This window comes from Paenibacillus sp. Y916, from assembly GCF_056786435.1.
Genome location: NZ_JBXCJA010000020.1, coordinates 1 through 26625 on the forward strand (window position 1 = coordinate 1; position 26625 = coordinate 26625).

Here is a 26625-nt window from a genome sequence, read left to right on the forward strand (position 1 = left end):
TATTACATTCTCAATCCAAATGATTTCTCATTTGTTTTGTTCTCACTTTCGTGAAAACCACTCACTCGTTGTTCAGTTTTCAAAGATCAATTTCTCTTTCGTTTGTCTCCGATTGTTCTCGGCGACAACTTCTATAATATATCATGCTGCCCGGCATTTCGTCAAGCTTTATTTTTCGATATTTTCAATCGATTATTTTTGCCTTTCAGCAAGCTTGTCTGCCTTTCAAAGGGGCGATTTATAATGTAACACATCAGCACAGTAGACGTCAACTGTTCATGATAAATATTTTTAAACCATACAAAAGAGCCACCCCAGGAAGGCCTAATATCGCAACAGTTCCTATAGTAACCGGGTTTAATGGAATATATACAGCTGTCATCAATCCTGAGAAGTTAACTAGATATATTCCAAGGGAAGCTAATATCATATGTGTTCCAAATACAGTTAACCAGCCGAAACCTAGTTTCTTCTTAAAAACAATATACGTTAGAGCGCATAAAGACACGGCGAGAACACCCATCACGATCCATTTCATCTAATTGCATTCTCCTTTCTTCATATCTTCTTGTACAGAATGGTCTACAATGATACCGACTGTTTGCTTCTCACCTAAAAGAGATCTACGATCTAGCCCTAGAGCTTTTGCCTTCTTCAAGTGTATTTGGTATTTAAGCTCAGCCGCTTCCAACATATATATAGCGTAGTCCACCTGATCCTCACTCACTGCTTCTTCAAAATACATACGCGCCTCTTCCCAACGAATGAGCGCATCGGTAATATCCTTATAGATTTCACTATTTTCCTCATCCCTAGCGAACTCATCCTTTTTAAACACACTAGCCCAGTACCTCTTCATCCCTACCATAATGTAAATCCCCCTTCTCTCTCGTATCTCCTACTTCATACTTATCGAGAAAGGGACAATCTTAGAACCAAAATGAAACAGCATCTATTTCTCTCCACCTCACCTTTGCGAGTGCTATCCCATATTTCGATTGTCTTAGCCAAGAGATTTTAGAGGCGGGCAGGATGGAGGGTGAACTGTGAGCAGATTGCAGTGGTGATTTTTTTAACGGAGCGCACTGGCCACTATATGCAAATAAACAGCCCAAATCCGAGAAAGAAGATCAAATAACGTCACCCCGGTCCGTTAGAATTTCAAAAGTGACGTTTCAGGCAGAATAAGGTCTGCTGGCTCCGTTAGAATGTTTACGAGGTCATCTCTCCATTGCGTTCCCCCGCCACCACTCAACCTTTTTTCCTTGGAATGGCATGTCTTCTATTCTATTTAGAACGGAGCTATCCTTAAGTTATTGCTTGAAACATACGTTTTCTTACACAAAAAAAAAGAAGCCCTTCACAGGACTCCTCAGCTTTCACATTAGCATCAGTGTATCTCGCGCCGACCTTCCAGCGCCTTAGATAAAGTCACTTCATCCGCGTACTCCAAATCTCCGCCTACAGGCAATCCGTGTGCAATACGAGTCACTTTAATACCAAAAGGGCGAATCAGCCTAGAAAGATACATCGATGTTGCTTCGCCCTCAATATTAGCATTCGTAGCTAAAATAAGTTCCGTCACTCGCTCATCACTGAGTCTGTTCAACAGTTCCTTTAGGCGAATGTCATCTGGACCGATCCCCTCCATAGGAGAGATCGCACCTTGAAGAATATGATAATACCCATTAAACTCCTTAGTCCGTTCCATCGCTACGACATCCTTGTGATCTTGTACGACACAGATGACAGAACGATCACGTGTCTTATCCTGACATATACGACAAGGATCCGTATCCGTAATGTTGCAACAGATAGAACAGTAGTGAAGGTTTCTCTTCACACTAACGAGCGCCTTAGCGAAATCAATAACATCGTCTTCCTTCATCGTAATGACATGAAATGCCAACCGACTTGCTGTCTTTGGACCAATACCGGGTAGTCGCGTAAAGGATTCGATCAGCCTTGCAATAGGTTCGGGATAATACAAAACTAAAAATCTCCTTCTGCTGTGAAATTAGAACAGGCCAGGGATTTTCATTCCGCCTGTGAATTTACCCATATCATCATTGGCAAGCTCATCCGCTTTAGTCAGGGCATCATTCACCGCTGTCATCACCAGATCCTGCAGCATTTCAACATCTTCCGGATCAACTGCTTCCGGCTTAATTGTAATAGATATCAATTTCTTATGTCCATTCACTTCTACGGTGACTACACCGCCACCAGAACTACCTTCCACCATCTTCGTAGCGAGTCCTTCTTGCGCTTTCAGCATTTGCTCTTGCATTTTCTTCACTTGTTTCATCATTTGATTCATATTATTCATGAGTAATCTCTCCTTTTTGGATGCACATCTCTGCGCTATTCTTTTATGACTACAAGGTCTTCTCCAAATAATTGAAGAGCCTCGTCAATCCATGGCTCTGTTTTCGTTTCACCATCTTCATGCTCATGCTCTAACTTGAGTTCTTCTTTGGCCTTCTGAGTAGATCCCTCGATCTCTTTCATCCAGTCTCGCTGCATAATCGTAACCAAGCGATAAGGCTTCCCAAGCTTCGACTCTATCACATGCTCAATAACCTGCCTGTTCGCCGGCTTCTCAGTTGTCTCTCGGTGGATCGTATTCTTAAAAGCCACCAGAATAGCATCATCCAACATGGATACAGGTTCGCCATCCATAAACCAAGCATGAACGGTAACCTTCTCCTCTTTAACGCCTTGAAGAATATGACCCCACTGTTTTTGAATGGCAATAAACGGATCACTATTCAAATGAACCAAGTATTGATCCAAATGTTGAGGAAGCTTCGTGGTTGAGGATAATCGAGGTGGAGGCATCCCACTTCCAGATGATCTCGAACTTGCACCGGAATCACGGCCATTACTAGATGGCGTTCCTCCTGATTTCATAAAGCGTTCAAGTTTCTTCTCAAGTGCGACCACCTGCTGTTTCAGGAGGGCTATCTCCCCTGAATCCGCGGGCAAGGAAACCTGCGGTCTTTCATTGGAGAACTCCATCTTAACCAACTCTTGAGCACCCTGCGGTATGTTGCACAACTTGAGAAGTGCCACTTCAAACAGCATTTGCGGCTGTGAGGCATATTTCATCTCACTTTGATAGTGATTCAAAACATCAATCATTTGGAATAATTGCTCCCGAGAGAATGTCTCTGCCATACCTTTATACTCTTGCGGATTCAACACCCTGTCCGTCAACTTATCCGCATGAGGAACCATCTTAATCATCAGTAGATCTCGGAAATAGAACAGCAGGTTCTCCATGCACTTATCAGCACTCTTTCCCTCCTGCATGAAATCCTCTACCATCTGTAACACTACACCGATGTCTCCATTCATTAGTCCTTGGGCCAATAGTCCGAACTGTTCAGAGGCGATGCCACCCGTCATATTCAGAACTTGCTGATAGGATACAACATCCTCTGTAAAAGATGCAATTTGATCTAGAATACTAAGTGCATCCCGCATCCCACCATCCGACAATCGGGCAATGTATTGGAGCGCATCTTCTTCCGCCTTAATACCTTCTTCTTTGCAAATACGACGTAATCTCTCTGTCTGTTCATCAAGAGATACTCTACGGAAGTCAAAACGCTGACACCGCGAAATAATTGTAGCTGGTAACTTATGCGGCTCCGTTGTCGCCAGAATAAACATCACATGCGGAGGTGGCTCCTCTAATGTCTTCAACAAAGCATTAAAGGCTTCCGTCGTCAGCATATGCACTTCGTCAATAATATAAACCTTTTTCCTGACTTCCGTAGGCGCATATTTAACCTTCTCGCGCAAATCGCGGATTTCATCCACACCCCGATTGGATGCGGCATCAATCTCTTGAACATCCATGACCGCTCCAGCCGTTATCCGACGACAGGATTCACACTCATTGCAAGGTTCAGGCTCAGACCCTCGCTCGCAGTTTACCGCTTTCGCTAAAATTTTGGCTGCACTCGTCTTCCCAGTTCCCCGTGGCCCATTGAACAGGTAGGCATGAGAAACCCGCTGTTCACGTATTGCGTTCTGCAGCGTTTGAATAATATGCTGTTGTCCTACCATGTCTTGAAAAGACTGCGGCCGCCAAGCACGATACAGCGCTATATGTTCCACTTTGCTTACCCTCTTTCAACTTCCACTTCATGACGCTTAGTCGCTTCATTAGTATACTATATTCCCGGCATCTGCAAAACTTCATTTCACATTCTTATAATGGATGTTCAAAAAGTCATCTTTTAATCACGAAGTATAGCAAGAAGTATATTCCACATCGAAAGCAAATGCTTTAGTGCTGAAAAGCTAACTTTTTGAACTTCAACTTATGCTTCAATAAATTAAAAAGCACCTTCACCAATTGGCAAAGATGCAAGAAAATTTCTAATATAAATAACAAGACCGTGCACCCGTTATTGATAATTGCGATCCAAGCGGCAACCCTGTGTAGCTACTCGAGCTAGGCTTCCCTTCGGCACAAGAGTAACTTGCTTATGGCTGCTTCCTTCCGGACCTGACCAGGTTCACGAGCACTCATTGCGAAGGACCCAACTGTCAGCGTAGCACACAGGGACCAAGACCTTACATCAACAAAACCTCTAACGGGAATTCAACCTCGCTACAGCGGATTGCGAGTTACAGGGCACCGCTACCTCCCCGTCTAGCACGGTGAAAATAAGTATATATCATGAGTGTACAAAAATCAACCCAGTAGTGCAGTCCAAAGTTTTATCAGAAGTACCCAATCGAACATGCGTTGTATCACATCCTCTACCTTTTAACTATGATACATTTCATAAATATTACTCTTTCGAGTTGTATAATAGATTTATAAAAACAGTGAACAGGGGTGTGCAATTGAACTTACCAACAATCCAATTCGGGCATATTAAATCGAGAGTTCCTATTATTCAAGGAGGTATGGGTGTTGGCATTTCCTTGAGTGGACTTGCCGCTGCTGTAGCTAATGCAGGTGGAATTGGCACTATTTCTGGTACAGGCATTTCTACCGAGGAATTAAGAATGCATATTCGCAGAACAAGGGAACTAACCAAAGGAATTGGATTTATTGGAGTAAACGTATTATTTGCAGTGAAGGACTTTTCCGAGAAGATGAAGACCGCCTTGGAAGAAAAGGTGGATTTCATTATTTCTGGGGCTGGAATCTCGAGAGATATGTATGCATGGGGAAAAGAGCATGGTACACCCGTAATCTCTATCGTTTCATCTGCCAAATTAGCTAGACTCTCTGAAAAATTAGGCGCTTCAGCTGTTGTTGTAGAAGGTTGTGAAGCTGGAGGCCATCTGGGTACAGACAGATCCATGTTTGATATTCTTCCAGAAGTAGTGGAGGCCGTTACTATTCCAGTCATTGCTGCAGGTGGTATTCTGACAGGTGAAGATGTTGCCAAAGCACTCCGAATTGGTGCAGCTGGTGTTCAAATGGGTACCCGTTTCGTAGCAAGTCATGAATGCGATGCCCCTTTGGCATTCAAACAGAAGTACGTGGAAGCTCAGCAAGGAGATACCGTCTTGGTTAAGACCACGGTAGGATTACAGGCGAGGGCGATCAGAAATGAATTTACAGATCAGATACGTGGGGATGCCAAACTAAAAATAGCCAAATGCTATAGTTGCCTCAAAGTTTGTTCGTATCGATTTTGCACTATGGAGTCTTTACTCGCCCCTCTTAGAGGTGAGGTTCAGAATGGTTTGCTTTTTGCCGGGTCGAGAGTGCATGAGATTAAAGAAATTTTGTCTGTACAGCAAATTATCGATCATATCATGGAAGAATACCATCGTGTTGCGATTACTTAACTTGCATCGCTCGGAAAAACACATCCTAGATATGGATCCGATCCTAGGCACACATGCGATCAAGTAGAAACTTATACTTTCTTATATTTCAAAAAAATCCCCTATCTCTATAAAGAGTAGGGGATTTTGCATGTTTGGTTGCTTAAGCTGCTAAGAAGCATACGTCAAAATTAGATACCGTATTTCTTCTTAAATTTATCAACGCGACCACCAGCATCCAGGAATTTTTGTTTCCCAGTATAGAATGGATGGCAGTTGGAGCAAATTTCTACACGAAGGTTTTCTTTAACAGAACCCGCTTCAAATGTATTACCACAAGCACAAGTTGCTGTAGTAACGTGAAATTTCGGTTGGATTGATTCTTGCATGACTTTCACCTCTTTCCGCCCTGAGTCTCATGTGGACACAGAGTTATAGGACACATAATAGCATTTTAGCAGGTTACCTTATCATGTGCAATATATTATTTATTTATAACGATTGTTTTGGGACGCGCCATGCCCGCTGGAGGAACATGCGTAAAGGAACCGATCACAACATCTGGTAACTCCGCCTTAAATATATCAATCATCTGTTTCATACCTAATATCTCACCTTGAGCAGGAGGAATGATTTCCAGATAACTTTCGGGATCAATGTTCAAATTACGCATTTGAATCAATTTCAATCCTGTACGCCGGCAGAATTCCACCATAGCTTCGATCTCTTCTTCGCGATCTGTTACACCAGGGAAGATCAAATAGTTAATCGAAGTGTAGACACCTTGATCCGTTGCATAGCGCAATGACTTCTCTACGTTAGCCAAATTATATCCTCTTGGCTTATAGTAGGGGTTGTAATGATCGTCTAGTGCGCTTATCGTACTAACACGCATCAGGTCGAGACCTGCATCCACGATGCCACGAATATGATCACTAAGTCCTGCATTCGTATTAATATTGATATAACCCATATCCGTAATCGATCTAACCTCGCGGATTGCATCGATAATAATTTTAGCTTGTGTCGATGGTTCACCCTCACAGCCTTGCCCGAAGCTAACGATAGAATCGGGCGCCTGAAGATGCTCGAGCATCACTTCTACTAATTCATCGACTCTTGGACGGAAATCCATCCGGGTCTGAGGTGACACAAAGCCACTGTCATCCGGTTGCTCAGAAATACAACCGAAACATCCCGCATTACAAGAGTGCGACACAGGTACCGCACCTTCCCAGCGATTAAGAAATGTATTGGACGACGTGAGACATTCATACCCTAGAGCGCAATTGGATAAATGGCTATACAACCTGTTGTCTGGGTATTTCTCAGTTAACCGTTGCACACCGACATTCAGAGCATCTGTATCGCAATTTAAAGGATTCCATTTCTCAGGATCATCCGTTAAATGGGCTGCAACGAAGAACTTACCGTCCTTCCATACGACAGCTGAATAACCGAATAAAGGTAATTTATACTCTTTATCTGCCTTTACATAGCCTGGAAGACATAGTCTTGTATACCCTTGCGGTAGAAGTGCTCCAACGGCTTGGGCGTCGTTTGGCAACGACATCATTTCACCACTTACTGGATCCATTCCCACAGCACGGGTACTTGGTAGCCCTACTAATGTTGCGCCCTCAGGTAACGGGATAAGCTCATCTTCCATTATTTCAACGATCATATCTCCGCTTCGGGCAAGCCCATGGAGCGTAGGATGATCGAATACATTTCCTTGTTCGTCTGCATATACCAGATACATGATGTTCTCCTTTTTTAACTATAATACTATATTTTATCACATTAAATTTCATTCATAATGGATTGTCAAAACCTATGACGATGAAGTCACAGAAGTTGAGGTCGTACGAGGAGTTCTACGTGCAGCACTAGGTTTACTGTTGTTGCTGTTGTTGCTATTACTACTACTATTTCCAGCACTGTTGCTTGGTTTCGCCGTAGACGTAGCATCAAAAGAAGCAATAAACTCATCATTTGTCTTACAGTCACGTAACTTCTTCAGGAATCCATCAACAAATTCAATCGAATCATTCATATTTTTACGAATAGCCCAGATTGTATCTAGTTCTTCTTTTTCCAATAAGACTTCCTCACGACGTGTACCTGAACGGCGAATATCAATCGCTGGGAAAATACGACGTTCTGCCAGCTTACGATCAAGATGTAACTCCATGTTCCCCGTACCTTTAAATTCTTCATATATAATATCATCCATCCGCGAACCCGTATCGACCAAAGCTGTTGCAAGGATGGTTAAGCTACCGCCCTCTTCCACATTTCGTGCTGCACCAAAGAACCTTTTGGGGCGATGAAATGCTGCAGGATCAATCCCTCCGCTAAGTGTGCGACCAGATGGAGGAACCACTAAGTTATATGCACGAGCTAACCGAGTGAGACTATCCATAAGGATGACAACATCCTTTTTATGTTCAACTAACCGTAACGCACGTTCTAAGACCAACTCTGCCACTTTAATATGATTTTCTGGTAATTCATCAAATGTGGAGGCAATAACTTCCCCTTTTACAGAACGTTGCATATCCGTCACTTCTTCAGGTCGTTCATCAATGAGTAGTACAAAAAGTGAAATTTCAGGGTAGTTTGTTGAGATGCTGTTGGCAATTTCTTTCAAGAGGAGCGTTTTTCCTGCCTTTGGAGGTGCTACAATGAGTCCCCGTTGCCCTAACCCTACAGGTGCGAGTAAATCCATAATACGTGTAGACAAATGAGTTGGGGATGTTTCAAGTACAATTTTCTTTTCTGGGTATAGAGGAGTTAATGCTGGAAAATGTAGTCGTTCTGCTGCGGTCTGGGGATTCTCTCCATTTACGGCGTTAACCTGAAGCAATCCAAAATATCGTTCATTCTCTTTCGGGGTTCTACATTTACCAGATACTAAATCTCCTGTCCGTAAATCAAACTTGCGAATTTGCGAAGCGGAAATATATATATCTTGTGTACTCGGAAGATAATTAATCGGTCTAAGAAATCCATACCCTTCGGAAAGTATCTCCAGTATCCCTTCCATAAACATTAATCCACTTTGCTCCGCTTGTGCACGCAATATAGCAAATATCAATTCTCTCTTCTTCAACTGACCATAATACGGTATCTGGTATTGCTTCGCCAGTTTATACAGATCGGTTAGCTTCATTTCTTCCAAATCGGAAATTTGCAAATCCATTTAATAACCACCTATTCAATTTTATAAGTCCAAATATTATTCATTATAATTCAATCTATGAGTCTATGAAAATCTCTTATTCATCTTTACCCAAAAATGAAGGGGATATGCAATTTTCACAGAAATATTAACGTGAATATACCCCCTTTTGGGAACCCTCGAAGTTATTCTTTATTCAGTTTCGCGCCAAATCTCTGCACCTAAACGGCGAAAGTTCTCAACTAAATAGTCATATCCACGATCAATAAACTCGACACCGCTAACTTCCGTAATTCCTTCTTCTACCGTTAGCCCAGCAATAACAAGCGCAGCTCCTGCACGTAAATCCGTCGCAGTTACCTTCGCAGCATTCAAGCGACTTCCCTCAATAATAGCAGATCGCCCTTCAACGCGAATCTTCGCTCCCATACGAACTAACTCAGGAACATGCTTGAATCGGCTACTGTAGACAAAATCACTAAGCACACTAACTCCGTCAGCCTGTGTAAGAAGACTCGTCATAGGTGACTGTAGATCTGTTGGAAACCCAGGGTACACCAATGCCTTCACGTCTACTGGCTCATAATTTGCATGACCAATAACGCGAATACTCTCATCTAGTTCTTCAATGCGCACACCCATCTCTAACAATTTAGCAGTCATCGCTTCCATATGTTTAGGGATCACATTGTCGATAACGACATCACCACGTGTGGCGGCCGCTGCGATCATATAAGTACCAGCTTGAATTCGATCGGGAATAATGGAATGTCGGCAACCGTGAAGTTCAGAGACACCCTCGATACGGATAGTTTCCGTACCAGCGCCTTTGATTACGGCTCCCATGGAATTGAGGAGTGTTGCTACATCTATAATCTCAGGCTCTTTAGCCGCATTTTCAATAGTAGTGGAACCGATAGCTCGAGCTGCAGCCAACATAATATTAATCGTGGCTCCAACGCTAGAAACGTCTAAATAAATTTTGGCTCCTCTGAGCTCTTTAGCATACAAGTGAATAGAACCATGTTCATTCGTTACCGTCGCACCTAAAGCTTCAAACCCTTTAATATGTTGATCTATTGGACGTGGCTCAAAGTTGCAACCACCTGGCAATCCAATCGTAGCTTCTTTAAATTTCCCAAGAAGTGCTCCCATCATATAATAGGAGGCCCGTAATTTCTTAACTGATCCGTTGGGCATAGGTATAGATTTAATCTCGGTTGGGTCAATTCTCATCTGAGCGCCTTCTCGTGTTACCTTCGCCCCTAATTCCTCCAGAATATCAGCAAATACCGCAACATCACTAAGAAAAGGCAAGTTGTCCAGAACAACTTCAGATTCTGCCAATATAGCAGCAGGAATCAAGGCAATAGCGCTGTTCTTGGCACCACTAATGGATACCGTGCCCTGCAGTGGACGCCCACCAGTAATCATCAATTTTTCCATAAGCTCAAATGTCCTCCTACGTGTTTTGCAGTCAGTAACAACAAGTGCCGTCAGATTTTGGGTCATGTTGGATGAATAATCCATGACGCAATTGCTACCAATCCATCATATGAAAATGGAAAGACACCGGCTTAGCGGTGTACTCTCCACATCAAACTATTCAGCTGGACAGTGTTCTTTCATCTGTCCTGATTGTACTACATTATAGAAAACAATTACGCTTGGTTACTTGAACCAAACTCACGCATTTTACCGATAACCGTTTGTTTGATCGCTTCACGACCCGGTACGATGAACGTACGAGGATCATACGCATCTGGCTTCGCAGCAAGTGTTTCACGAACTGCTTTTGCGAATACGATTTGATTCTCTGTGTTTACGTTGATCTTGGAAGTACCCAATGAGATCGCCTTTTTAATATCATGTGTTGGGATACCTGTTCCACCGTGAAGAACGAGTGGAAGGCTAACTGCATTACAGATTTCTTCCATTTGTTCGAAACCTAGGTTCGGTTCACCCTTGTACGGTCCATGAACTGAACCTAGTGCTGGAGCCAATGTATCAATACCTGTCTCATTAACGATACGTACGCAATCTTCAAGCTTCGCATACATTACATCACCGATAACGTCGTCTTCTTGACCACCAACCATTCCAACTTCTGCTTCAACGGAAGCTCCTTTGGAGTGAGCATATTCAACAACTTTCTTCGTCATTGCGATATTCTCATCGATTGGGCTATGTGAACCATCAATCATAACGGATGGGAATCCAGCGTCGATGGCTTCTTTACATTTCTCGAAGCTTGAACCGTGGTCAAGGTGAATAGCTACAGGTACTGTGATCTTCATATCGATCAAGAGTCCTTCTACCATCTTAACAATCGTCGTAAATCCGCCCATGTGACGTGCTGCACCCTCGGAAACACCAAGGATTACTGGTGACTTCTCTTCTTCTGCGGCACCAAGAATCGCTTGCGTCCACTCCAGGTTATTGATGTTGTATTGACCCACTGCGTACTTCCCTTTTAGTGCTTTGTTTAACATGTCTGTCATAGATACTAATGGCATGGTTTCAATCCTCCTAAAAATGTTGGTTTTGTCTATTTTATTAAGCCGACATCTCATACAAGCTATATTATACCACATTGCATCCAAAATACTAAACATGCATTTTCCGCATTATAAACATATTGAACTCGACGGTTTGAAGCCGTCTACTAAACTTACCGTATGTAATCGAGCTGATGTAGTCAGTTGTGTTTCTCCAGTGGTTTATTCAATTGTGTATTTACCGCTACTCTCATTTCGTCAATATCAAAAGGTTTCGTAAAATGCATCAACGCACCCAATTCAGTTGCCTCTTTAATCATATCCAGCTCTCCGTATGCTGTCATCATGATAACGTTAATATCAGCATTGATCTCTTTGATGTATTTCAGAATTTCCAGTCCATCCATCCCTGGTATTTTCATATCAAGTAACACTAGATCCGGTGATTCACGCTGAACAAGCTCTAATGCAAGTTTGCCATTCGCTGCTTGAAAAGTATTATATCCCTCGCCGTTAAATACCTCCATCAATAGAATACGAATGCCATTCTGGTCATCTACAATTAATAACTTCTTCTTGTCCATTTATTAATATCCTCCTAAAAATATATTCTATTCGCTTCTTAATTATCTTCCTCTATTCTGAATTAGTTCCAATTTGTGCTATTCTCTCTTTGTTATCAAAACTCCTGCAACATCAGTAATATTAACAAAAAAAGCCTCTTTTAGGTACCTCATCGCGAAATGCTACTTAGTAAAATCTAAGTCTCGCAATGATGTCCCAAGAGGCTCTTATATAATGGATTAACCTTGATATTTAACAGATGCTTTAACAAATTCACGGAACAATGGTTGAGGACGGTTCGGGCGAGAAATGAATTCCGGATGGAATTGTACTGCCAAGAACCAAGGGTGTTCAGGAAGTTCAACAATTTCAACAAGACGTCCATCAGGAGAAGTCCCTGATACAACTAGTCCTGCTTGTTCTATTGCTTCACGATATTCATTATTGAATTCGTAGCGATGACGATGTCTTTCATAGACCAGTTCATCATCATAGCAGCTCATAGCTAATGAACCAGGTTGTAATTTACAAGGATATAATCCTAAGCGCATTGTACCACCTAGATCTTCAATATCCTTCTGTTCTGGCAACAAATCAATGACAGGGTACTCGGTTGAAGGGTTAATCTCTGAGCTGTTCGCACCTTCAAGACCCATAACAGAACGAGCGTACTCAATAACGCCCACTTGCATACCAAGACAAATACCAAAGAAAGGAATATTGTTCTCACGAACATATCGAATAGCCGTAATCTTGCCTTCGATACCACGATCCCCAAATCCGCCCGGTACGAGAACACCACTTATACCACCAAGCATATCATTCACATTATCTTCTGTAATCTCTTCTGCATTAACCCAACGGATCTTCACTTCAGCATTCGCATCAAAGCCTGCATGAGATAGAGATTCTACAACGCTCAAATAAGCATCATGCAAGGCTACGTATTTACCTACAATCGCAATCTCCACGACTTTATCCAGCTTCTGGACCCGCTCCACAAGGCTTTCCCACTCTGTCATATCTGCCTTAGGAGTAGTCAACTTCAGATAATTGACAACAATCTCGTCAAGCCCTTCATCACGTAGGTTAAGAGGTACTTCATACAATGTAGCTGCATCACGACATTCAACGACTGCACCTTCATCAATATCACAGAATAGCGCAATCTTCGCTTTCATATCTGCAGAAAGTTCATGCTCTGTACGACAAACAATCACATTTGGTTGAATACCGATGCTACGTAATTCTTTCACGCTATGTTGAGTTGGCTTCGTCTTCACTTCACCAGCAGCTTTAATATATGGAATGAGGGTAACGTGAATATACATCACATTCTCGCGACCAATTTCACTCTTGATTTGGCGAATAGCCTCTAGAATTGGAAGACTTTCGATATCGCCTACGGTTCCGCCAATCTCTGTAATGACAACGTCAGAGCCAGCTTCACGACCCGCACGATATACACGCTCTTTGATCTCGTTCGTAATATGAGGGATAACCTGAACTGTCGCCCCTAAGTACTCACCTCGACGTTCTTTGCTGATGACCGAGGAATATATTTTACCCATAGTTACGTTGCTATTCTTAGATAGATTGATATCAATAAATCTTTCATAGTGACCAAGATCCAGATCGGTCTCTGCGCCATCATCTGTCACAAACACTTCACCGTGCTGGTAAGGACTCATCGTTCCAGGATCTATATTCAAATATGGGTCAAATTTCTGAATCGTTACTTTTAAACCTCTATTCTTGAGTAGTCTCCCTAATGATGCAGCGGTAATCCCTTTACCTAAGGAAGATACAACTCCACCCGTTACAAAAATATACTTTGTCACTGTAAATTAACCTCCTATTTTAAGTCCCGAAATTCAGGCGACATATGATGTTTATCCTGACCTATAAACATTTCCTTACTCCTGATGTTATATAGCAATACACCCTTCACAAACCCATCTAAAAAAACAAAAAAGTGACACCCGTAGTACGGGGGCACTTTTTATCATTTCAAATATTATTCAAGTTCAATCATAAGCCCATGCAATAGTTTACTCCGTCATATGTGCTCTGTCAAGAGAGGAATAAATTATTCACAACTGTAGCATTGAACCAATAATAAATTCACTGAATATTTATTTGTCGTCATCTTCGGTATCATCAGATTCTTCATCAGATTCCTCGTCAGCATCATCCAAATCCTCGTCTTCTATTACAACATCTTCATCTTCAGCTTCTTCTTCAGAATCATCATCGCCATAAGCGTCATCATGATCTTCATCAATTCTGTCAAAGTCTTCTGCCTCGGTCTCTTCTTCTTCGGCGAAGTCATCATCTTCCAAATCATCTTCATCATTAATGATGCGCGGACGCTTGGCATTAGCAATAGGATCTTCAGATCGATCAGCAGGATACCACCGTTTCAGACCCCAAAGATTAGTTCCAACACAAGCAAACCGTCCGTCAATATTGATCTCGGTATATAACTGTGCAATCAGATCATTCATCTGCTTCTCATTCAAACCACGCTGTTTCGCTACCTCTGCCATTAGATCAAGATAATAGAAGGGCGTATTTACAGTTTTCAAAATGACAAAGGCCAAATCTACCATTGGCATTTCTTTGATTACTTCTGGATCAAGTTTCAATAGGAGCGGTGCACTCACTTATGAACACTTCCTCTCACGCAATGTGCATAATACACGTAATATTTATCTGGATTACCGTTAACACAATCAAGTAAAACCTATTTGGGATTAAAATGCAAGTTTTTATATTGAAGTGTTTGTTACACCTAGTCCGACTAGCTTTAACAATCACTTCTTGCATCATAAAATGTTAAAAAAGGCAGAGGTTTCTCTGCCTTCTGACTGTATCCTTCCCCTCGCGGAAGTAACTCCTTGCGGGAGTGTGTAAGAGATATCTGGTCTCTTCTCTTTATATTATGTACACGGCTTCATTATTGACAACGAATACGTGCCTATTTTTACGTAAATAAGGGCAAGTTCCCACTCCCGTTGAGCTCTACGTTCATAGAATATCTCAGCACGGTTGATCACGAGGGGGACGACTCAGCATGGACTACTCTCGATTTATACAGATGTTGATTGAAGAAGTGGATACTCGCACCCCGATCGAGGAACAACGTATCCTGACCTTTCTCAATCCTAAAAGCTACTATGCATGCCAACGGGAGTTAAGCAGGTTAAAGGCTACTGGTGTCCAGATTCCCTTCATTCAATCATCCCATCTTATTAAATCTATTATCGCTCCTGTAACATGTCGTAGCAAATTCACGAATCAATTTAAGGATTCTCTGATCATCGAACAGAATATGCCTTTAAAAATTCACGCTATTCAAAGTAAGACCGAATTCAATCCAGGAATTCCTTATGGAGTGAAGCAAATTCATGCTCACCGAGCTTGGTCAACCTCCACAGGACATCGTATCAAAATTGGCGTCATCGATACGGGTGTCGATTACCAACACCCTGACCTTCGACAATCATTGGCCAGAGGTATTAATCTGTTGAATCGAAATATGTTACCCCTTGATGATAATGGTCATGGTACCCATATTGCCGGTACAATTGCTGCTGCAAATAGCACAGAAGGTATGATGGGAGTTGCTCCTCGAGCCCTCATCTATCCTGTCAAAGCATTTGACCATAATGGATCTGCCTATGTGTCTGATATTATTCTAGGCATCGATTGGTGCGCTCGCAACCACGTCCATCTCATTAACATGAGTTTCGGAATGAAGACACGCAGTCGTGCTCTACAAGAAATGGTCAATAAAGTGTACCTTGCCGGTATTCCGATTATCGCTTCTTCAGGAAACGACAGTAAGCGACGAACGATTGACTACCCTGCACGGTATGCACAGACGATATCTGTTGGAGCAACCGATCACAACAAGCGCATTGCCACATTTAGTAATCGAGGACAGTATATTGATATCTATGCTCCTGGGGATAAAATTATATCTTCATGGACACAAGGTAAATATCATGAAATGAGCGGTACTTCTATGGCTACGTCACATGTCAGTGGAGCCATCGCTCTATTACTTGCACAGAACAGCAACCTGAAGCCCTTAGATATCAAGCTCCTCCTTCAGCGAACAGCATCACCTTTACGTTTAAGAAAAGGGCAACGTCTGGACCGTAATGGTGGTGAAGTTAACGCCCTTCGTCTACTTCGTGAAGGAATGAAGGGAGCGCCCAATGGAGCGAAATCTTTAACAGCCAGCCTCAAGCAACGTAAAACCGCTACTCCCAAGTAGAGACGGCTATACCGTCCTTTTTTTCAAAGGCGGTATCCGTTTCAGCGGAAATATAAGATATAGAGTATCAAGTGAAACTTATGCTTTCTTATATTTTAAGTAGAGACGGCTGTGCCGTCCTCTTCTTAGGTTTTTTGTGTTGTTTTACATTTTTTGCGGTGCAGTTACGCCAATCATTTGTAGTACATTGCCAATGACTGTACGAACAGCGTCAAGCAATACAAGCCGAGCTTGTGTCTGCATGGCATCCTCAGTAATTACACGCTCTGCCTTATAATAACTATGAAGCATGGAAGCGAGTTCGTATACATAACGTACCATACGGTGCGGTGCATAGTTCTCAGCAGCTGCGGCGATCTCTTCAGGTAATTCACCTATTTTGCGAAGGAGATCATACTCCCGCTCCGTATTCAGCACATTCAAATCAAGATCTGCTAAAGGTAGTAATGTAATATTCTGTTCTTCTGCCTGACGGAAAATGCTACAAATACGAGCATGGGCATACTGAACATAGAATACAGGATTCTCATTAGACGTTGAAATAGCTAGATCCATATCGAAATCTAGGTGGGAGTCCATGCTACGCATCGTAAAGAAATAGCGAATGGCGTCGACGCCAACTTCATCCATCAGATCTATCATCGTAACAGCCTTACCTGTGCGCTTAGACATTTTCACCTTTTCACCGTCTTGGAATAAGCTCACCATTTGAGCAATCAATACGGTCAATTTCCCAGAATCATAACCTAACGAATCCATAGCAGCCTTCACACGTGGAATATACCCATGATGATCTGCACCCCAAATGTTGATCATCTGGTCGAACCCTCTACTATATTTATTACGATGGTAGGCAATATCTGGCGTCAGATACGTATACGTTCCGTCATTCTTCACCAATACGCGGTCCTTGTCATCTCCATAATTTGTTGTACGGAGCCAAGTAGCTTCATCCAATTCATAGACTTCTCCTCTTGCCTTCAATTCGGAGAGGGCAACCTCCACTTGTCCATTCTCATACAGTGACGTTTCGCTAAACCATTCGTCAAAATGCACTCTAAATCGAGAAAGGTCACGTTTGATCTTAGCCAATTCTTTCTCTAAACCAAAAGTACGCAAAAAGGCTGTGCGCTCCTCTTCGGTCATAGCCAGTAACGTTTCGCCTTTCTCTGCTACCAATTCTTTAGCAAATCCCTTAATATCTGCACCGTGATAACCATCCTCAGGCATTTCTACCGGTTTCCCCAATTCTTGAAGGTATCGAGCCTCGATCGATCTACACAGATTAACGATCTGGTTACCCGCATCATTAATATAATATTCACGAGTCACTTCGTATCCGGCATAATCCAGCACATTACACAAAGCATCTCCTACTGCTGCTCCACGGGCATGTCCTAAATGTAATGTTCCCGTTGGATTAGCACTGACGAACTCTATCTGTACTCTTTGCCCTTGACCTATGTTACTCCGACCATAATCACTGCCTTGAGTCTGTACCTGTTGCAATACTGGATATAGGTAGCTCTTCAGCAAGGTAAAGTTGATAAATCCAGGCCCTGCAATTTCCGCCTTCTCTATATTGGCCTTTTTCAAGTCCAAGTGATCTATGATCGCCTCCGCAATCTGCCGAGGGTTCTTCTTCGCAATCTTCGTCAATTGCATTGCAATATTCGTAGCTAGATCTCCGTGAGCTTTATCCTTCGGAACTTCAAGCGTAACCGTTGGGATCTCTTCACGAGTGACTAATCCAGCAGACACCACGGCATCAGCAATCGCCTCCGACACCAACTGGTTGATCTGCTCTAAGGGGTTAATTATCATTATTTTAGTTCCTCCTGTATATGTAAATGAATTTCAAATTGTCCTGAAAGATCCTCATAAACGTATAAATCATATGCCCAACTCACATGCCCGTATATTCCCTCGAGCTTCATATCCATCTTTGTCGTATCCGTCGAAAGATTAAATGTGGTATACGGTGAACGATAAAATCCGGGCAGTCTTTCTCCAAGTTGAAAAGAATGCTCTGATTGTACTTCACCGTGGCGCATAATTTTGATCCCATTCTCTGTTATCTTCATGGTAGTTCTGGTGGTGCCTCCTTGCGGACCTTTCTCGGGTTCCTCGTAACGCACATATAAATCTGGACCCTTCACGATCAACTCAGCAGACAACTCCTGTACTACTTCTTCCCCATCATAACGACTCTGAAGTGTTATGAGTGCTTGTGTTTTGTGTGACATATGTCGAACATTCTCCAATCTGTACATTCCTATTGTACTACTATATCCAGTTCGCCCATTCAATTCAAATAAAATTAACAAGTAGAAACGGCTATGCCGTCTTTTTCAAGACGACACCCGTTTCAGCGGAAATATAAGGAATAGAGTATCAAGAATCAATTTCATAATTACGCAACCCGATTTAGCTGCATCGGCGATTATGAAATTGATTCAAGTGAAACTTATACTTTCTTATATTTGAAGAAAGACACCTTTAGATGCCTTATGAAAGTGTCAGCTCTCGCGGCTTATCTAACGGTGTCTACTGATGGTCTAATCTTTATTTCACAAACCCTAGCAACATTTCACGAATGAGCTTAGCGGCCACAATCTGCGTCTGTTGTGATGGGTCGTAGATAGGTGCAACTTCTACCAGATCACATCCTACAACATTGACTTCAGAGTTAGCAATGAGATGCACTGCTTCAAGTAGCTCCTTCGATGTGATTCCTCCCGCTTCTGCTGTCCCTGTTCCCGGGGCTGCTGAAGGATCTAGCACATCAATGTCTATAGTGACATACACAGGGCGGTTCCCCATCTTCGGTAGTGCTTCTTTTAGAGGAGCAGCTACATCAAATGGATAGAAGTTAATGTTCTTATGACCGAATTGAAACTCTTCACGTGATCCGGAACGGATACCAAATTGATAAATATTACTTCCTCCCATAAGTGCAGCAGCCTTACGCACAGGTGTAGAATGCGAGAGTGGCTCGCCCTCATAATGCTCCCGAAGATCGGCATGCGCATCAATATGGATCAAGATCAGGTCAGGATATTTCGCATATACCTGCTGAATGACAGGCCACGTAACTAAATGCTCTCCGCCAAGACCGATTGGAAATTTATCATCTGCTAGCAACTTGCCTACATATTCACTAATAACTTCAAGGCTACGCCCTGCATTACCGAACGGTAACAGGAGATCACCAGCATCGAAATAGATCATTTCCTCAATACTTTTATCAAGATAAGGACTATATTCCTCTAATCCTACTGATGCCTGACGTATATGAGAAGGACCGAAGCGTGAACCCGGACGGTAACTAACCGTATAATCCATCGGCATTCCGTATATGACAGCTTTTGAACCTTCGTAATCTTCAGAGCTACAAATAAATACATTACCTGAATAAGCTTGATCTAATTTCATCGTCTACATATATCCCCTTTACTTCATAAGATCATCAACATATTTCACATTTCCTCTTATTGTAACAGTCACATTATATAAAATCATCATAAAAAAGCAACTATCATTCGGGGTATGTTGCCTATTTACATGAGCGTTCTGAATTACATCTATCATCATATAAGGAAACTTTCAGTTAATTGTGAATATCTAGTCCATTCCATTCCCATAATGAGAAGAAAAGGAAAGAACGGAGGCCAACCTGTCATGTCGCGACCATCCCATAAACCACCTAAACGCAAGAATCGGTTACGCACCGTCGTTAAACTGCTGTTCGGCGTGACATTCATCGTCCTTCTAACTGGCGGTGTTCTGCTACTATATTTATATAATACAGGGCTGCCCGTAGCGGATACGGATCGCAATTCCCGTATTCTAGACAGCCAAGACCGAATTATGGCTACCTTCTCAACCAGTGGGCGTAGTTATGAGCCCGTGACTTTAGATCACATCTCATCCACTCTTATGGAAGCCACGCTATCGGTAGAGGATCGGAAGTTCTATGATCATTCAGGATTTGATATCAAAGGAATGGGTCGTGCCGTCTTGGTCAATATAGAGAAAATGGATCGTTCACAGGGTGCTAGCACTCTTACGCAGCAGCTTGCTCGGAACTTGTATCTATCCCATGCCAAAACCTGGTCACGTAAAATAAGGGAAGCCTTATATACGATTCAACTCGAGATGAAGTACAGCAAAACAGAAATTTTCCAAATGTACCTTAACGAAATATATTACGGACACGGGGCCTACGGAATCGAAGCAGCTTCACGTATGTATTTCGGTAAATCTTCTAGTGATCTAATCCTTGCAGAAAGTGCCATGCTTGCTGGTATTCCCAAAGGACCTACTTATTACTCCCCTTACAATCATATGGACAACGCACTGTCACGACAAAAAATTGTGCTCTCCACGATGGTCAAGACGGGTTATATAACGAAACAGGAAGCGAATACTGCAGCACGCGAGAAGCTAGTATTCCTACCTCAGGGGGAAAAGAAGACTATCGTTATTGCCCCCTATTTCCGTGATTATGTTCGTCAGCTCGTCATTGATGAGCTCGGAATTACGGAGGAACAGTTGGATCATGGTGGATTAAATATATATACCACCTTGGATGCTCATGCCCAACAGGTAGCTGAAGAGGCTGTAGCCAAAGAAATGGACCCAGGTAGTGAGCTTGAGACGGCTCTCATCTCTTTGGACCCACGAACGGGTTATATCAAAGCTATGGTTGGAGGTACGAATTATCAGAATAACCAGTATAATCATACGCTGGCTACGACCCGCCAACCAGGATCAGCCTTCAAGCCCATTATGTATTTGAGCGCTCTTTCCTCATTACAAATGAATCCTCTTAGCACATTCAAAAGCGAACCAACATTATTTCATTACGATAATAACCGTAAAACCTACCAACCCAGCAATTTCGGTGATAAATATCTAGGTGAGATTGATATGCGACAAGCTATTGCAGCGAGTGACAATATTTATGCCGTAAATACGATTATGACTCTTGGATCTGAAAAGGTCTTAGAAACAGCACGAAAGATGGGGATTGCGAGTCCGCTTCAAGCGGTACCTTCACTTGCACTAGGGACTTCTCCGATTAGCCCATTAGAGATGGCTTCCGCCTTCGGGGTAATTAGTAACGCGGGTCTACTCAAGCCCCCTGTTGCCGTGTTAAAAATAACCGATTCCACAGGTGAGATCATTTACGAAGCAAGCCCAAGTCAAGGTGAACAAGTTGTGGACGCCGCTGCCGCCTACGTATTAACGCATCTCATGGAAAGTGTCTTTGAGGCGGGCGGAACAGGCAATCGGGTATCATCCATCATGAAGAGACCTGTGGCAGGCAAGACAGGAACGACCAATACAGATGCATGGCTTGTAGGGTTTACACCTGAGTTAGCCACGGCCGTATGGGTCGGTTACGACAAAGGACGCAATATTGAGAATGCGGATGGACGCCGAGCAGCACCTATTTTTGCACAATATACGGAAAGAGCACTTGAGAATGTTCCACCGAAAATTTTCCCTATTCCAGATGGTGTCGTTAGTGTCTACATTAATCCAGAATCAGGACGATTAGCTACAGCGGATTGCCCCAATAAGACGCTTGAAGTGTTCATTCAGGGCACAGAGCCCACAGAGTATTGTACACTGCACGGCGCTGGCGAACCTGAACCAGTACCTTTAGAGGTGCAGACACAAGATCAATCCTGGTGGTCCAACCTGAAGCGGTGGTGGATGGAGTAAGCAGGTGGGAGCCATGGGGACGAAATAAGTGCCTAAATGCACCATATTAACAACCCAAATAGAGACATCGCCTGTGGCAGCATCGTGGAGAGGAACTACGTACATTCTCTAACGGAACTAGCAGCCTCTATTTTGCTCAAATCGTCACTTTTGAAAATCTAACGGAAATGAGAGACCTTATTTGGTCTTTTTCTTCAGATTTAAGCTGTTAATGTGCATATAGAGGCCTGTATTTCCGTTAGAATTCTATTTTGGTGTTTTTTCGTGAAATAAGGTCTGTGACTTCCGTTAGAAATCTACCGCTGGCGAGTAATTGCATAAACGACACTTAAAGCCGAAACGGCTTCGCCGTCCTTAAAAGAGGACGGCGAAGCCGTTTCTACTTGAATGGTTATGCCTTTCCCCCATCATTCAAACATTGGTTTGATTATTGTATTATTCACATGTATATTAAAGTAACAATCAAACGTCCATTTGAATATGAATAATAATCTTACTTATTGTGAAGGAGGGACCTACGCCCAATGAACCTATTAAAGATACCCCAAACACCTACCGAAGATGTATGCGAAGTAACTAACGTCAATCTAGATAGAATCCAGCGGCTGCAGAACTTAATACAAGAAGATGAAATTCTGGGAATGGTGGATATATTCAAAGCGCTATCCGATCCAACACGCATGAAGATCGCATTCATGTTAGATCATGAGCATGAGTTATGTGTATGCGATGTAGCCGCCGTTCTTGGTAGTAGCATGGCAACCACCTCGCACCATTTACGCACCTTGAAGAATATGCATATTACTACGTCACGCAAGGATGGCAAGAACGTCATCTATTCTTTAAAAGATGATCATATCCGAACGCTTATTCAGATGACATTAGAACATCAGAGGGAGAAGATCGACGATGAGCACGAATAATAACAACCCGAAGATTCCTGATTCACCTCATGTTGAATACCCTATCGAAGGCTTGAGTTGTGCTAACTGTGCGCGAGAAATGCAGGAAGCTATTCAGAAATTAGAGTATGGGTCAGATGCCCGACTGAGCTTCGTTAATCGTAAATTAACGGTACATCCAAGCGTAGATATATCGCGCATTGAGCGTGTTCTCAAAAGTGATGGCGCCCGTCTTGTACGAAGTAAGGGACCTGATCACGAGCACGGACATGATCAGAAACATGGCTCAGATTCTCACCACGGCCACAGTCATGATGGAAATCAACTAATTAAATGGCTGCTCGGAATAGCTATTATTTTCTATCTGCTCACGTTTGTGTTAAATAGCGTCCTTCCACAATCCTTACTTATTTCCTTCTATATTATAGCTATTGTTCTTAGTGGTTACTCCACCTTTTGGCGTGGATTGAACAATCTGATGCGCTTTAAATTCAATATGGATACTTTAATGACCGTTGCGCTAACGGGAGCTGTTGCGATTGGTGAATGGAAAGAAGCGACACTCGTTGCGATTCTATTTGGTGTGAATGAATGGCTCGAAGGCTATGGTATGAACCGTGCGCGCAAGTCGATAGAAGCGTTACTTGCCAATGCTCCTAAGGAAGCTGCGGTTCTGCGTAATGGAGAGGTTATTCACGTTCCTATCTCTGATCTGCGTGTCGGGGACCTCGTGCGAGTTAGAGCAGGTGAGAAGATTCCTTCGGATGGCATTATATATGAGGGTAATAGCGCAGTTAACGAAGCCGCGATTACAGGCGAATCCATACCGGTATCTAAGAAACAAGGGGATGCTGTCTATGGTGGTAGTGTGAATGCAGATGGATTACTAGATATTCGGATTGAGAAAGCCTACGAAGATTCCTCATTAGCTAAAATTATGCATTTAGTACAAGAAGCACAGGATAGCAAAACACCTACAGAATTATTTATCGATAAATTCGCCAAATATTATACACCTGCCATTATGATTGCTGCTCTCTTGGTCATTCTTATCCCTCCCCTCCTATTCGGGCAACCATGGATGAAATGGTTATACCAAGGACTCGCTATTCTCATAGTAGGATGCCCTTGTTCACTCGTGCTCTCCTCTCCAATTGCTCTGGTAAGCGGTATGACACGCAGTGCACGTAACGGCATTCTCATCAAAGGCGGGGTTCATCTTGAGCAGTTAGGTAAAATAGACGTTATCGCCTTCGACAAAACCGGTACTCTAACTCAAGGTGTGCCCTCTGTTATTGAGGAAGTTATTTATGATTCCGGGCGATTCTATGATGTTGCGGGTTCGTTGGAACAATCCTCTCTCCATCCCTTGGCTAAAGCGGTCGTTCGCCATATCAAGGGTCAACGAGAATCCAACCACTTCCCTGAGCCGCTTCAATTGACGACTTTACCAGGGTCAGGCATTCAAGGCGAGGTAGAGGGAACTACCTTTTGGATGGGTAGTGAAGATATATTAGCGCATGTGGTAGCAGCCGATCTCCAGCATCTAGATCAGGTGAAACATGATATACACCGTCTGAAGGAGCAAGGTCTCACACTGATCATTACGGCAGATGAGAACCACGTACTTGGCCTACTTGGACTTGCAGATACAATACGACCGGAGACGAAACACGTCATTAAGCTGCTTCATAAAGCTGGCATCACTCAGACGGTCATGCTTACGGGTGATCATGAGCAATCGGCACGAATGATTGCCGCAGAGGCAGGCGTCTCTAGTTATTATGCCAAGCTTCTACCCGAACAGAAAGTTGAACAAATTAAGAGCCTTGCCTCTCATTGGAAGGTCGCCATGGTCGGTGACGGTATTAACGACGCCCCTGCCATTGCTACTGCCCAGTTAGGAATAGCGATGGGTAAAGGAACAGACAGCGCCATGGAGACCGCTGATATTGTTCTCATGCAAGATCATCTCGGTAAGTTACCAAGTGCGATCCATATGGCACGACGGGTCAATCGGATTATCGGCTGGAACATAGGAATTTCCCTAACACTGAAAGCCATTGCACTTCTACTAACCATTCCGGGCTGGCTCACGCTCTGGATTGCTATATTATCCGATATGGGTGCAACGATTATCGTTACGCTGCTCGGCATGTCGATTCTATTAGGTAAAGATAAATCATAGAGCTTGTTCAAAAAGTCACCTTTTGATTATGAAGTATATCAAGAGGTGACTTTTGAATACGCACTTATCCAAAAGATCTATTCATCTTTGTGCACTTGAATGCTCATCACCAAACCAAAACTAACCATATTAATCAGCAAAGAACTTCCTCCGAAACTGATAAACGGTAGCGTAATTCCTGTTAAAGGCATTAAGCCTAGGAACATTCCGATATTTTCAAAATCTGATATAAAAACATCGAAATTATTCCAATGATCATGATTGATCCTTCATGTATCCTTCTCCGAACATTCCTCCGGACGCGATTGCTATCAGAGCATTTTGGGTATGATAAGATGCGTCCTTACTAGCTTGATCAGGTAGAAGCCATGGGTCGATTCGATTCAACCAATGCTGTCTATTCGTACTCTCTAGATAAGATGAAATCTGATCATGAAATATATGATTTAATCCCTAAGTAAAGTGAAACAAAAATTAGTAGCAGTAGAATGATAGCATGTGAGTATTTTATGTTTCCCATCCATAGGATCCCTAGCAATATAACAAAGTAACAAAGCGCATTTCCCATATCATTTTGAGCTATAACGATCCCAAAAGGGATGATTGTTAATAATGAAAGAGGTACAACATCCCTCCAAAGAGAGAGTTCTAAGTTATTCTCCCGAGTGACTAATGCAGAAAGGGAAATGATAAGAACAAGCTTAAATAGTTCAGCTGGCTGAAGTTTAAGACCAACCCCTGGGACTTTGATCCAACCTTGTGCCCCGTTCACCACATCTCCAATAAAAAAGGGACACTCCAAAAAAACATATAAAAGTTGATTTCAGGAAACCAGTCAAAATGTAAAAAGAGTTTGACATTTCGACTGGTTCATTTATAATTATAAATGTAAAAAGTATTTTACATATTTGCAGGAGGGGATCAAAATGAATTGGATTTTTATTTTGTTAGTTGGCATCTTTTTATTAACCATCACACTCATTGCTTTTTTCCTTTACTCATTATCAAAACAAGGAGATGAAAGGAAAAATTACATTAAACAAAAGGCAATGTCCCAAACATTTGCTGTTATAGTAGGTGTATTAATAATAGAAATAGGTGTTTCCTTGTATACATCTATGACTAATGGTTCAGGAACAAATGGATTAAATCCGTTTACTTTTCTTGTAACAATTACTATAGTTTACTTTGTAGCACTTTTAATTAATAAAAAGAGATACGGTGGATGATTATGTATGAAAAATAATATTCAACAATTACGAAAAGCAAAAAAATTGTCCCAAGAGGATTTAGCTAATCTATGTCAAGTTACCAGACAGACGATCAATGCTATAGAAAACAATAAATATGATCCAACTTTAAAATTAGCTTTTGATATGGCTTCGGTTTTAGGTACCACGGTCAATGAGTTATTTTTATATAAATATGAAAAGAATTCAAAGTAAGACTCTAAACAAAGGAAGAAT

Annotated in this window: 26 protein-coding genes and 1 other RNA gene; 7 read left to right on the forward strand and 20 right to left on the reverse strand. The window is 42.4% G+C overall.

Annotated features, from left to right (window positions below; genetic code table 11):
• Positions 1–268: 268 nt before the first annotated feature.
• From AC1TO9_RS24105 to ffs, 6 genes are all read right to left on the reverse strand, one after another.
• Complete coding sequence (locus AC1TO9_RS24105) at positions 269–538, reverse strand: pro-sigmaK processing inhibitor BofA family protein (protein ID WP_482057884.1); 270 nt, start codon at positions 536–538, stop codon at positions 269–271.
• Positions 539–859 carry a hypothetical protein gene (locus AC1TO9_RS24110; protein ID WP_482057883.1) on the reverse strand — a complete coding sequence of 107 codons (321 nt, stop codon included), beginning with the start codon at positions 857–859 and terminating at the stop codon, positions 539–541.
• A 531-nt stretch (positions 860–1390) separates the two neighbouring features.
• Positions 1391–1990: a recombination mediator RecR gene (recR, locus tag AC1TO9_RS24115; RefSeq protein ID WP_482057882.1), complete on the reverse strand. Its 600-nt coding sequence runs from the start codon at positions 1988–1990 to the stop codon at positions 1391–1393.
• A 27-nt stretch (positions 1991–2017) separates the two neighbouring features.
• Positions 2018–2329, reverse strand: coding sequence for a YbaB/EbfC family nucleoid-associated protein (locus tag AC1TO9_RS24120; protein ID WP_482057881.1), 312 nt, complete (start codon positions 2327–2329; stop codon positions 2018–2020).
• Between the two features lie 35 nt (positions 2330–2364).
• Positions 2365–4128, reverse strand: coding sequence for a DNA polymerase III subunit gamma/tau (gene dnaX / locus AC1TO9_RS24125; RefSeq protein ID WP_482060704.1), 1764 nt, complete (start codon positions 4126–4128; stop codon positions 2365–2367).
• Between the two features lie 282 nt (positions 4129–4410).
• Positions 4411–4678, reverse strand: an RNA gene (gene ffs, locus AC1TO9_RS24130) — signal recognition particle sRNA large type.
• A 188-nt stretch (positions 4679–4866) separates the two neighbouring features.
• Here ffs and AC1TO9_RS24135 point away from each other — a divergent pair.
• Entirely contained in the window at positions 4867–5826 is a 960-nt protein-coding gene (locus tag AC1TO9_RS24135; RefSeq protein WP_482057879.1) for an NAD(P)H-dependent flavin oxidoreductase, read from the forward strand.
• Between the two features lie 170 nt (positions 5827–5996).
• Here the strand turns inward: AC1TO9_RS24135 and rpmE are convergent, their stop codons facing one another.
• The 8 genes from rpmE to rpoE form a co-directional block, all read right to left on the reverse strand.
• Positions 5997–6194 (reverse strand): 50S ribosomal protein L31, encoded by a 198-nt coding sequence (rpmE, locus tag AC1TO9_RS24140; protein WP_438348243.1) that lies wholly within the window; start codon positions 6192–6194, stop codon positions 5997–5999.
• Positions 6195–6289: 95 nt separating this feature from the next.
• Entirely contained in the window at positions 6290–7567 is a 1278-nt protein-coding gene (locus AC1TO9_RS24145) for a radical SAM family protein (protein WP_482057878.1), read from the reverse strand.
• Between the two features lie 72 nt (positions 7568–7639).
• Positions 7640–9010, reverse strand: a complete 1371-nt coding sequence (gene rho, locus AC1TO9_RS24150; RefSeq protein WP_482057877.1) for a transcription termination factor Rho — start codon at positions 9008–9010, stop codon at positions 7640–7642.
• 171 nt (positions 9011–9181) lie between these two features.
• Positions 9182–10435, reverse strand: coding sequence for a UDP-N-acetylglucosamine 1-carboxyvinyltransferase (locus tag AC1TO9_RS24155; protein ID WP_482057876.1), 1254 nt, complete (start codon positions 10433–10435; stop codon positions 9182–9184).
• A gap of 215 nt (positions 10436–10650) precedes the next feature.
• Positions 10651–11505, reverse strand: coding sequence for a class II fructose-1,6-bisphosphate aldolase (gene fba / locus AC1TO9_RS24160; RefSeq protein WP_482057875.1), 855 nt, complete (start codon positions 11503–11505; stop codon positions 10651–10653).
• A gap of 182 nt (positions 11506–11687) precedes the next feature.
• Positions 11688–12071, reverse strand: a complete 384-nt coding sequence (locus AC1TO9_RS24165) for a response regulator (protein ID WP_482057874.1) — start codon at positions 12069–12071, stop codon at positions 11688–11690.
• A 219-nt stretch (positions 12072–12290) separates the two neighbouring features.
• Positions 12291–13892, reverse strand: a complete 1602-nt coding sequence (locus AC1TO9_RS24170) for a CTP synthase (protein WP_482057873.1) — start codon at positions 13890–13892, stop codon at positions 12291–12293.
• Between the two features lie 294 nt (positions 13893–14186).
• Positions 14187–14717 (reverse strand): DNA-directed RNA polymerase subunit delta, encoded by a 531-nt coding sequence (gene rpoE / locus AC1TO9_RS24175; protein ID WP_482057872.1) that lies wholly within the window; start codon positions 14715–14717, stop codon positions 14187–14189.
• A gap of 410 nt (positions 14718–15127) precedes the next feature.
• Here rpoE and AC1TO9_RS24180 point away from each other — a divergent pair, with 410 nt between their 5' ends.
• A complete protein-coding gene (locus AC1TO9_RS24180) occupies positions 15128–16336 on the forward strand; it encodes a S8 family peptidase (protein WP_482060705.1) in 1209 nt (402 codons plus the stop codon).
• A gap of 144 nt (positions 16337–16480) precedes the next feature.
• On the opposite strand, the gene argS is transcribed toward AC1TO9_RS24180, so the two are convergent.
• From argS to speB, 3 genes are all read right to left on the reverse strand, one after another.
• On the reverse strand, positions 16481–18160 hold the full coding sequence (argS, locus tag AC1TO9_RS24185) for an arginine--tRNA ligase (protein WP_482057870.1): 1680 nt from the start codon (positions 18158–18160) through the stop codon (positions 16481–16483).
• Positions 18160–18582 (reverse strand): YwiB family protein, encoded by a 423-nt coding sequence (locus AC1TO9_RS24190; protein ID WP_482057869.1) that lies wholly within the window; start codon positions 18580–18582, stop codon positions 18160–18162. Before AC1TO9_RS24190 ends, argS begins: the two co-directional genes overlap by 1 nt.
• Before the next feature lie 319 nt (positions 18583–18901).
• Entirely contained in the window at positions 18902–19771 is an 870-nt protein-coding gene (gene speB, locus AC1TO9_RS24195) for an agmatinase (RefSeq protein WP_482057868.1), read from the reverse strand.
• 246 nt (positions 19772–20017) lie between these two features.
• Between speB and AC1TO9_RS24200 the strand changes: the two genes are divergently transcribed.
• The 3 genes from AC1TO9_RS24200 to AC1TO9_RS24210 all read left to right on the forward strand — a co-directional run bounded on the left by AC1TO9_RS24200 (position 20018) and on the right by AC1TO9_RS24210 (position 25159).
• On the forward strand, positions 20018–22069 hold the full coding sequence (locus AC1TO9_RS24200) for a transglycosylase domain-containing protein (RefSeq protein ID WP_482060706.1): 2052 nt from the start codon (positions 20018–20020) through the stop codon (positions 22067–22069).
• Positions 22070–22593: 524 nt separating this feature from the next.
• Entirely contained in the window at positions 22594–22992 is a 399-nt protein-coding gene (locus AC1TO9_RS24205) for an ArsR/SmtB family transcription factor (protein ID WP_482060707.1), read from the forward strand.
• The gene (locus tag AC1TO9_RS24210) at positions 22979–25159 is read left to right on the forward strand and encodes a heavy metal translocating P-type ATPase (RefSeq protein ID WP_482060708.1); all 2181 of its coding nucleotides are present in this window, start codon (positions 22979–22981) and stop codon (positions 25157–25159) included. The genes AC1TO9_RS24205 and AC1TO9_RS24210 overlap by 14 nt, the downstream gene beginning before the upstream one ends.
• A 77-nt stretch (positions 25160–25236) precedes the next feature.
• On the opposite strand, the gene AC1TO9_RS24215 is transcribed toward AC1TO9_RS24210, so the two are convergent.
• Genes AC1TO9_RS24215 through AC1TO9_RS24225 form a run of 3 tightly spaced genes read right to left on the reverse strand, consistent with a single transcriptional unit; the run spans position 25237 to position 25934 of the window.
• Positions 25237–25365: an FtsW/RodA/SpoVE family cell cycle protein gene (locus AC1TO9_RS24215; protein WP_482060709.1), complete on the reverse strand. Its 129-nt coding sequence runs from the start codon at positions 25363–25365 to the stop codon at positions 25237–25239.
• Between the two features lie 49 nt (positions 25366–25414).
• The gene (locus tag AC1TO9_RS24220; RefSeq protein ID WP_482060710.1) at positions 25415–25546 is read right to left on the reverse strand and encodes an FtsW/RodA/SpoVE family cell cycle protein; all 132 of its coding nucleotides are present in this window, start codon (positions 25544–25546) and stop codon (positions 25415–25417) included.
• A gap of 43 nt (positions 25547–25589) precedes the next feature.
• Positions 25590–25934: an FtsW/RodA/SpoVE family cell cycle protein gene (locus AC1TO9_RS24225; RefSeq protein WP_482060721.1), complete on the reverse strand. Its 345-nt coding sequence runs from the start codon at positions 25932–25934 to the stop codon at positions 25590–25592.
• A gap of 151 nt (positions 25935–26085) precedes the next feature.
• Between AC1TO9_RS24225 and AC1TO9_RS24230 the strand changes: the two genes are divergently transcribed.
• Positions 26086–26388 (forward strand): hypothetical protein, encoded by a 303-nt coding sequence (locus AC1TO9_RS24230; protein WP_482060711.1) that lies wholly within the window; start codon positions 26086–26088, stop codon positions 26386–26388.
• Between the two features lie 6 nt (positions 26389–26394).
• Positions 26395–26604, forward strand: a complete 210-nt coding sequence (locus AC1TO9_RS24235) for a helix-turn-helix transcriptional regulator (RefSeq protein ID WP_482057863.1) — start codon at positions 26395–26397, stop codon at positions 26602–26604.
• Positions 26605–26625 lie beyond the last annotated feature (21 nt).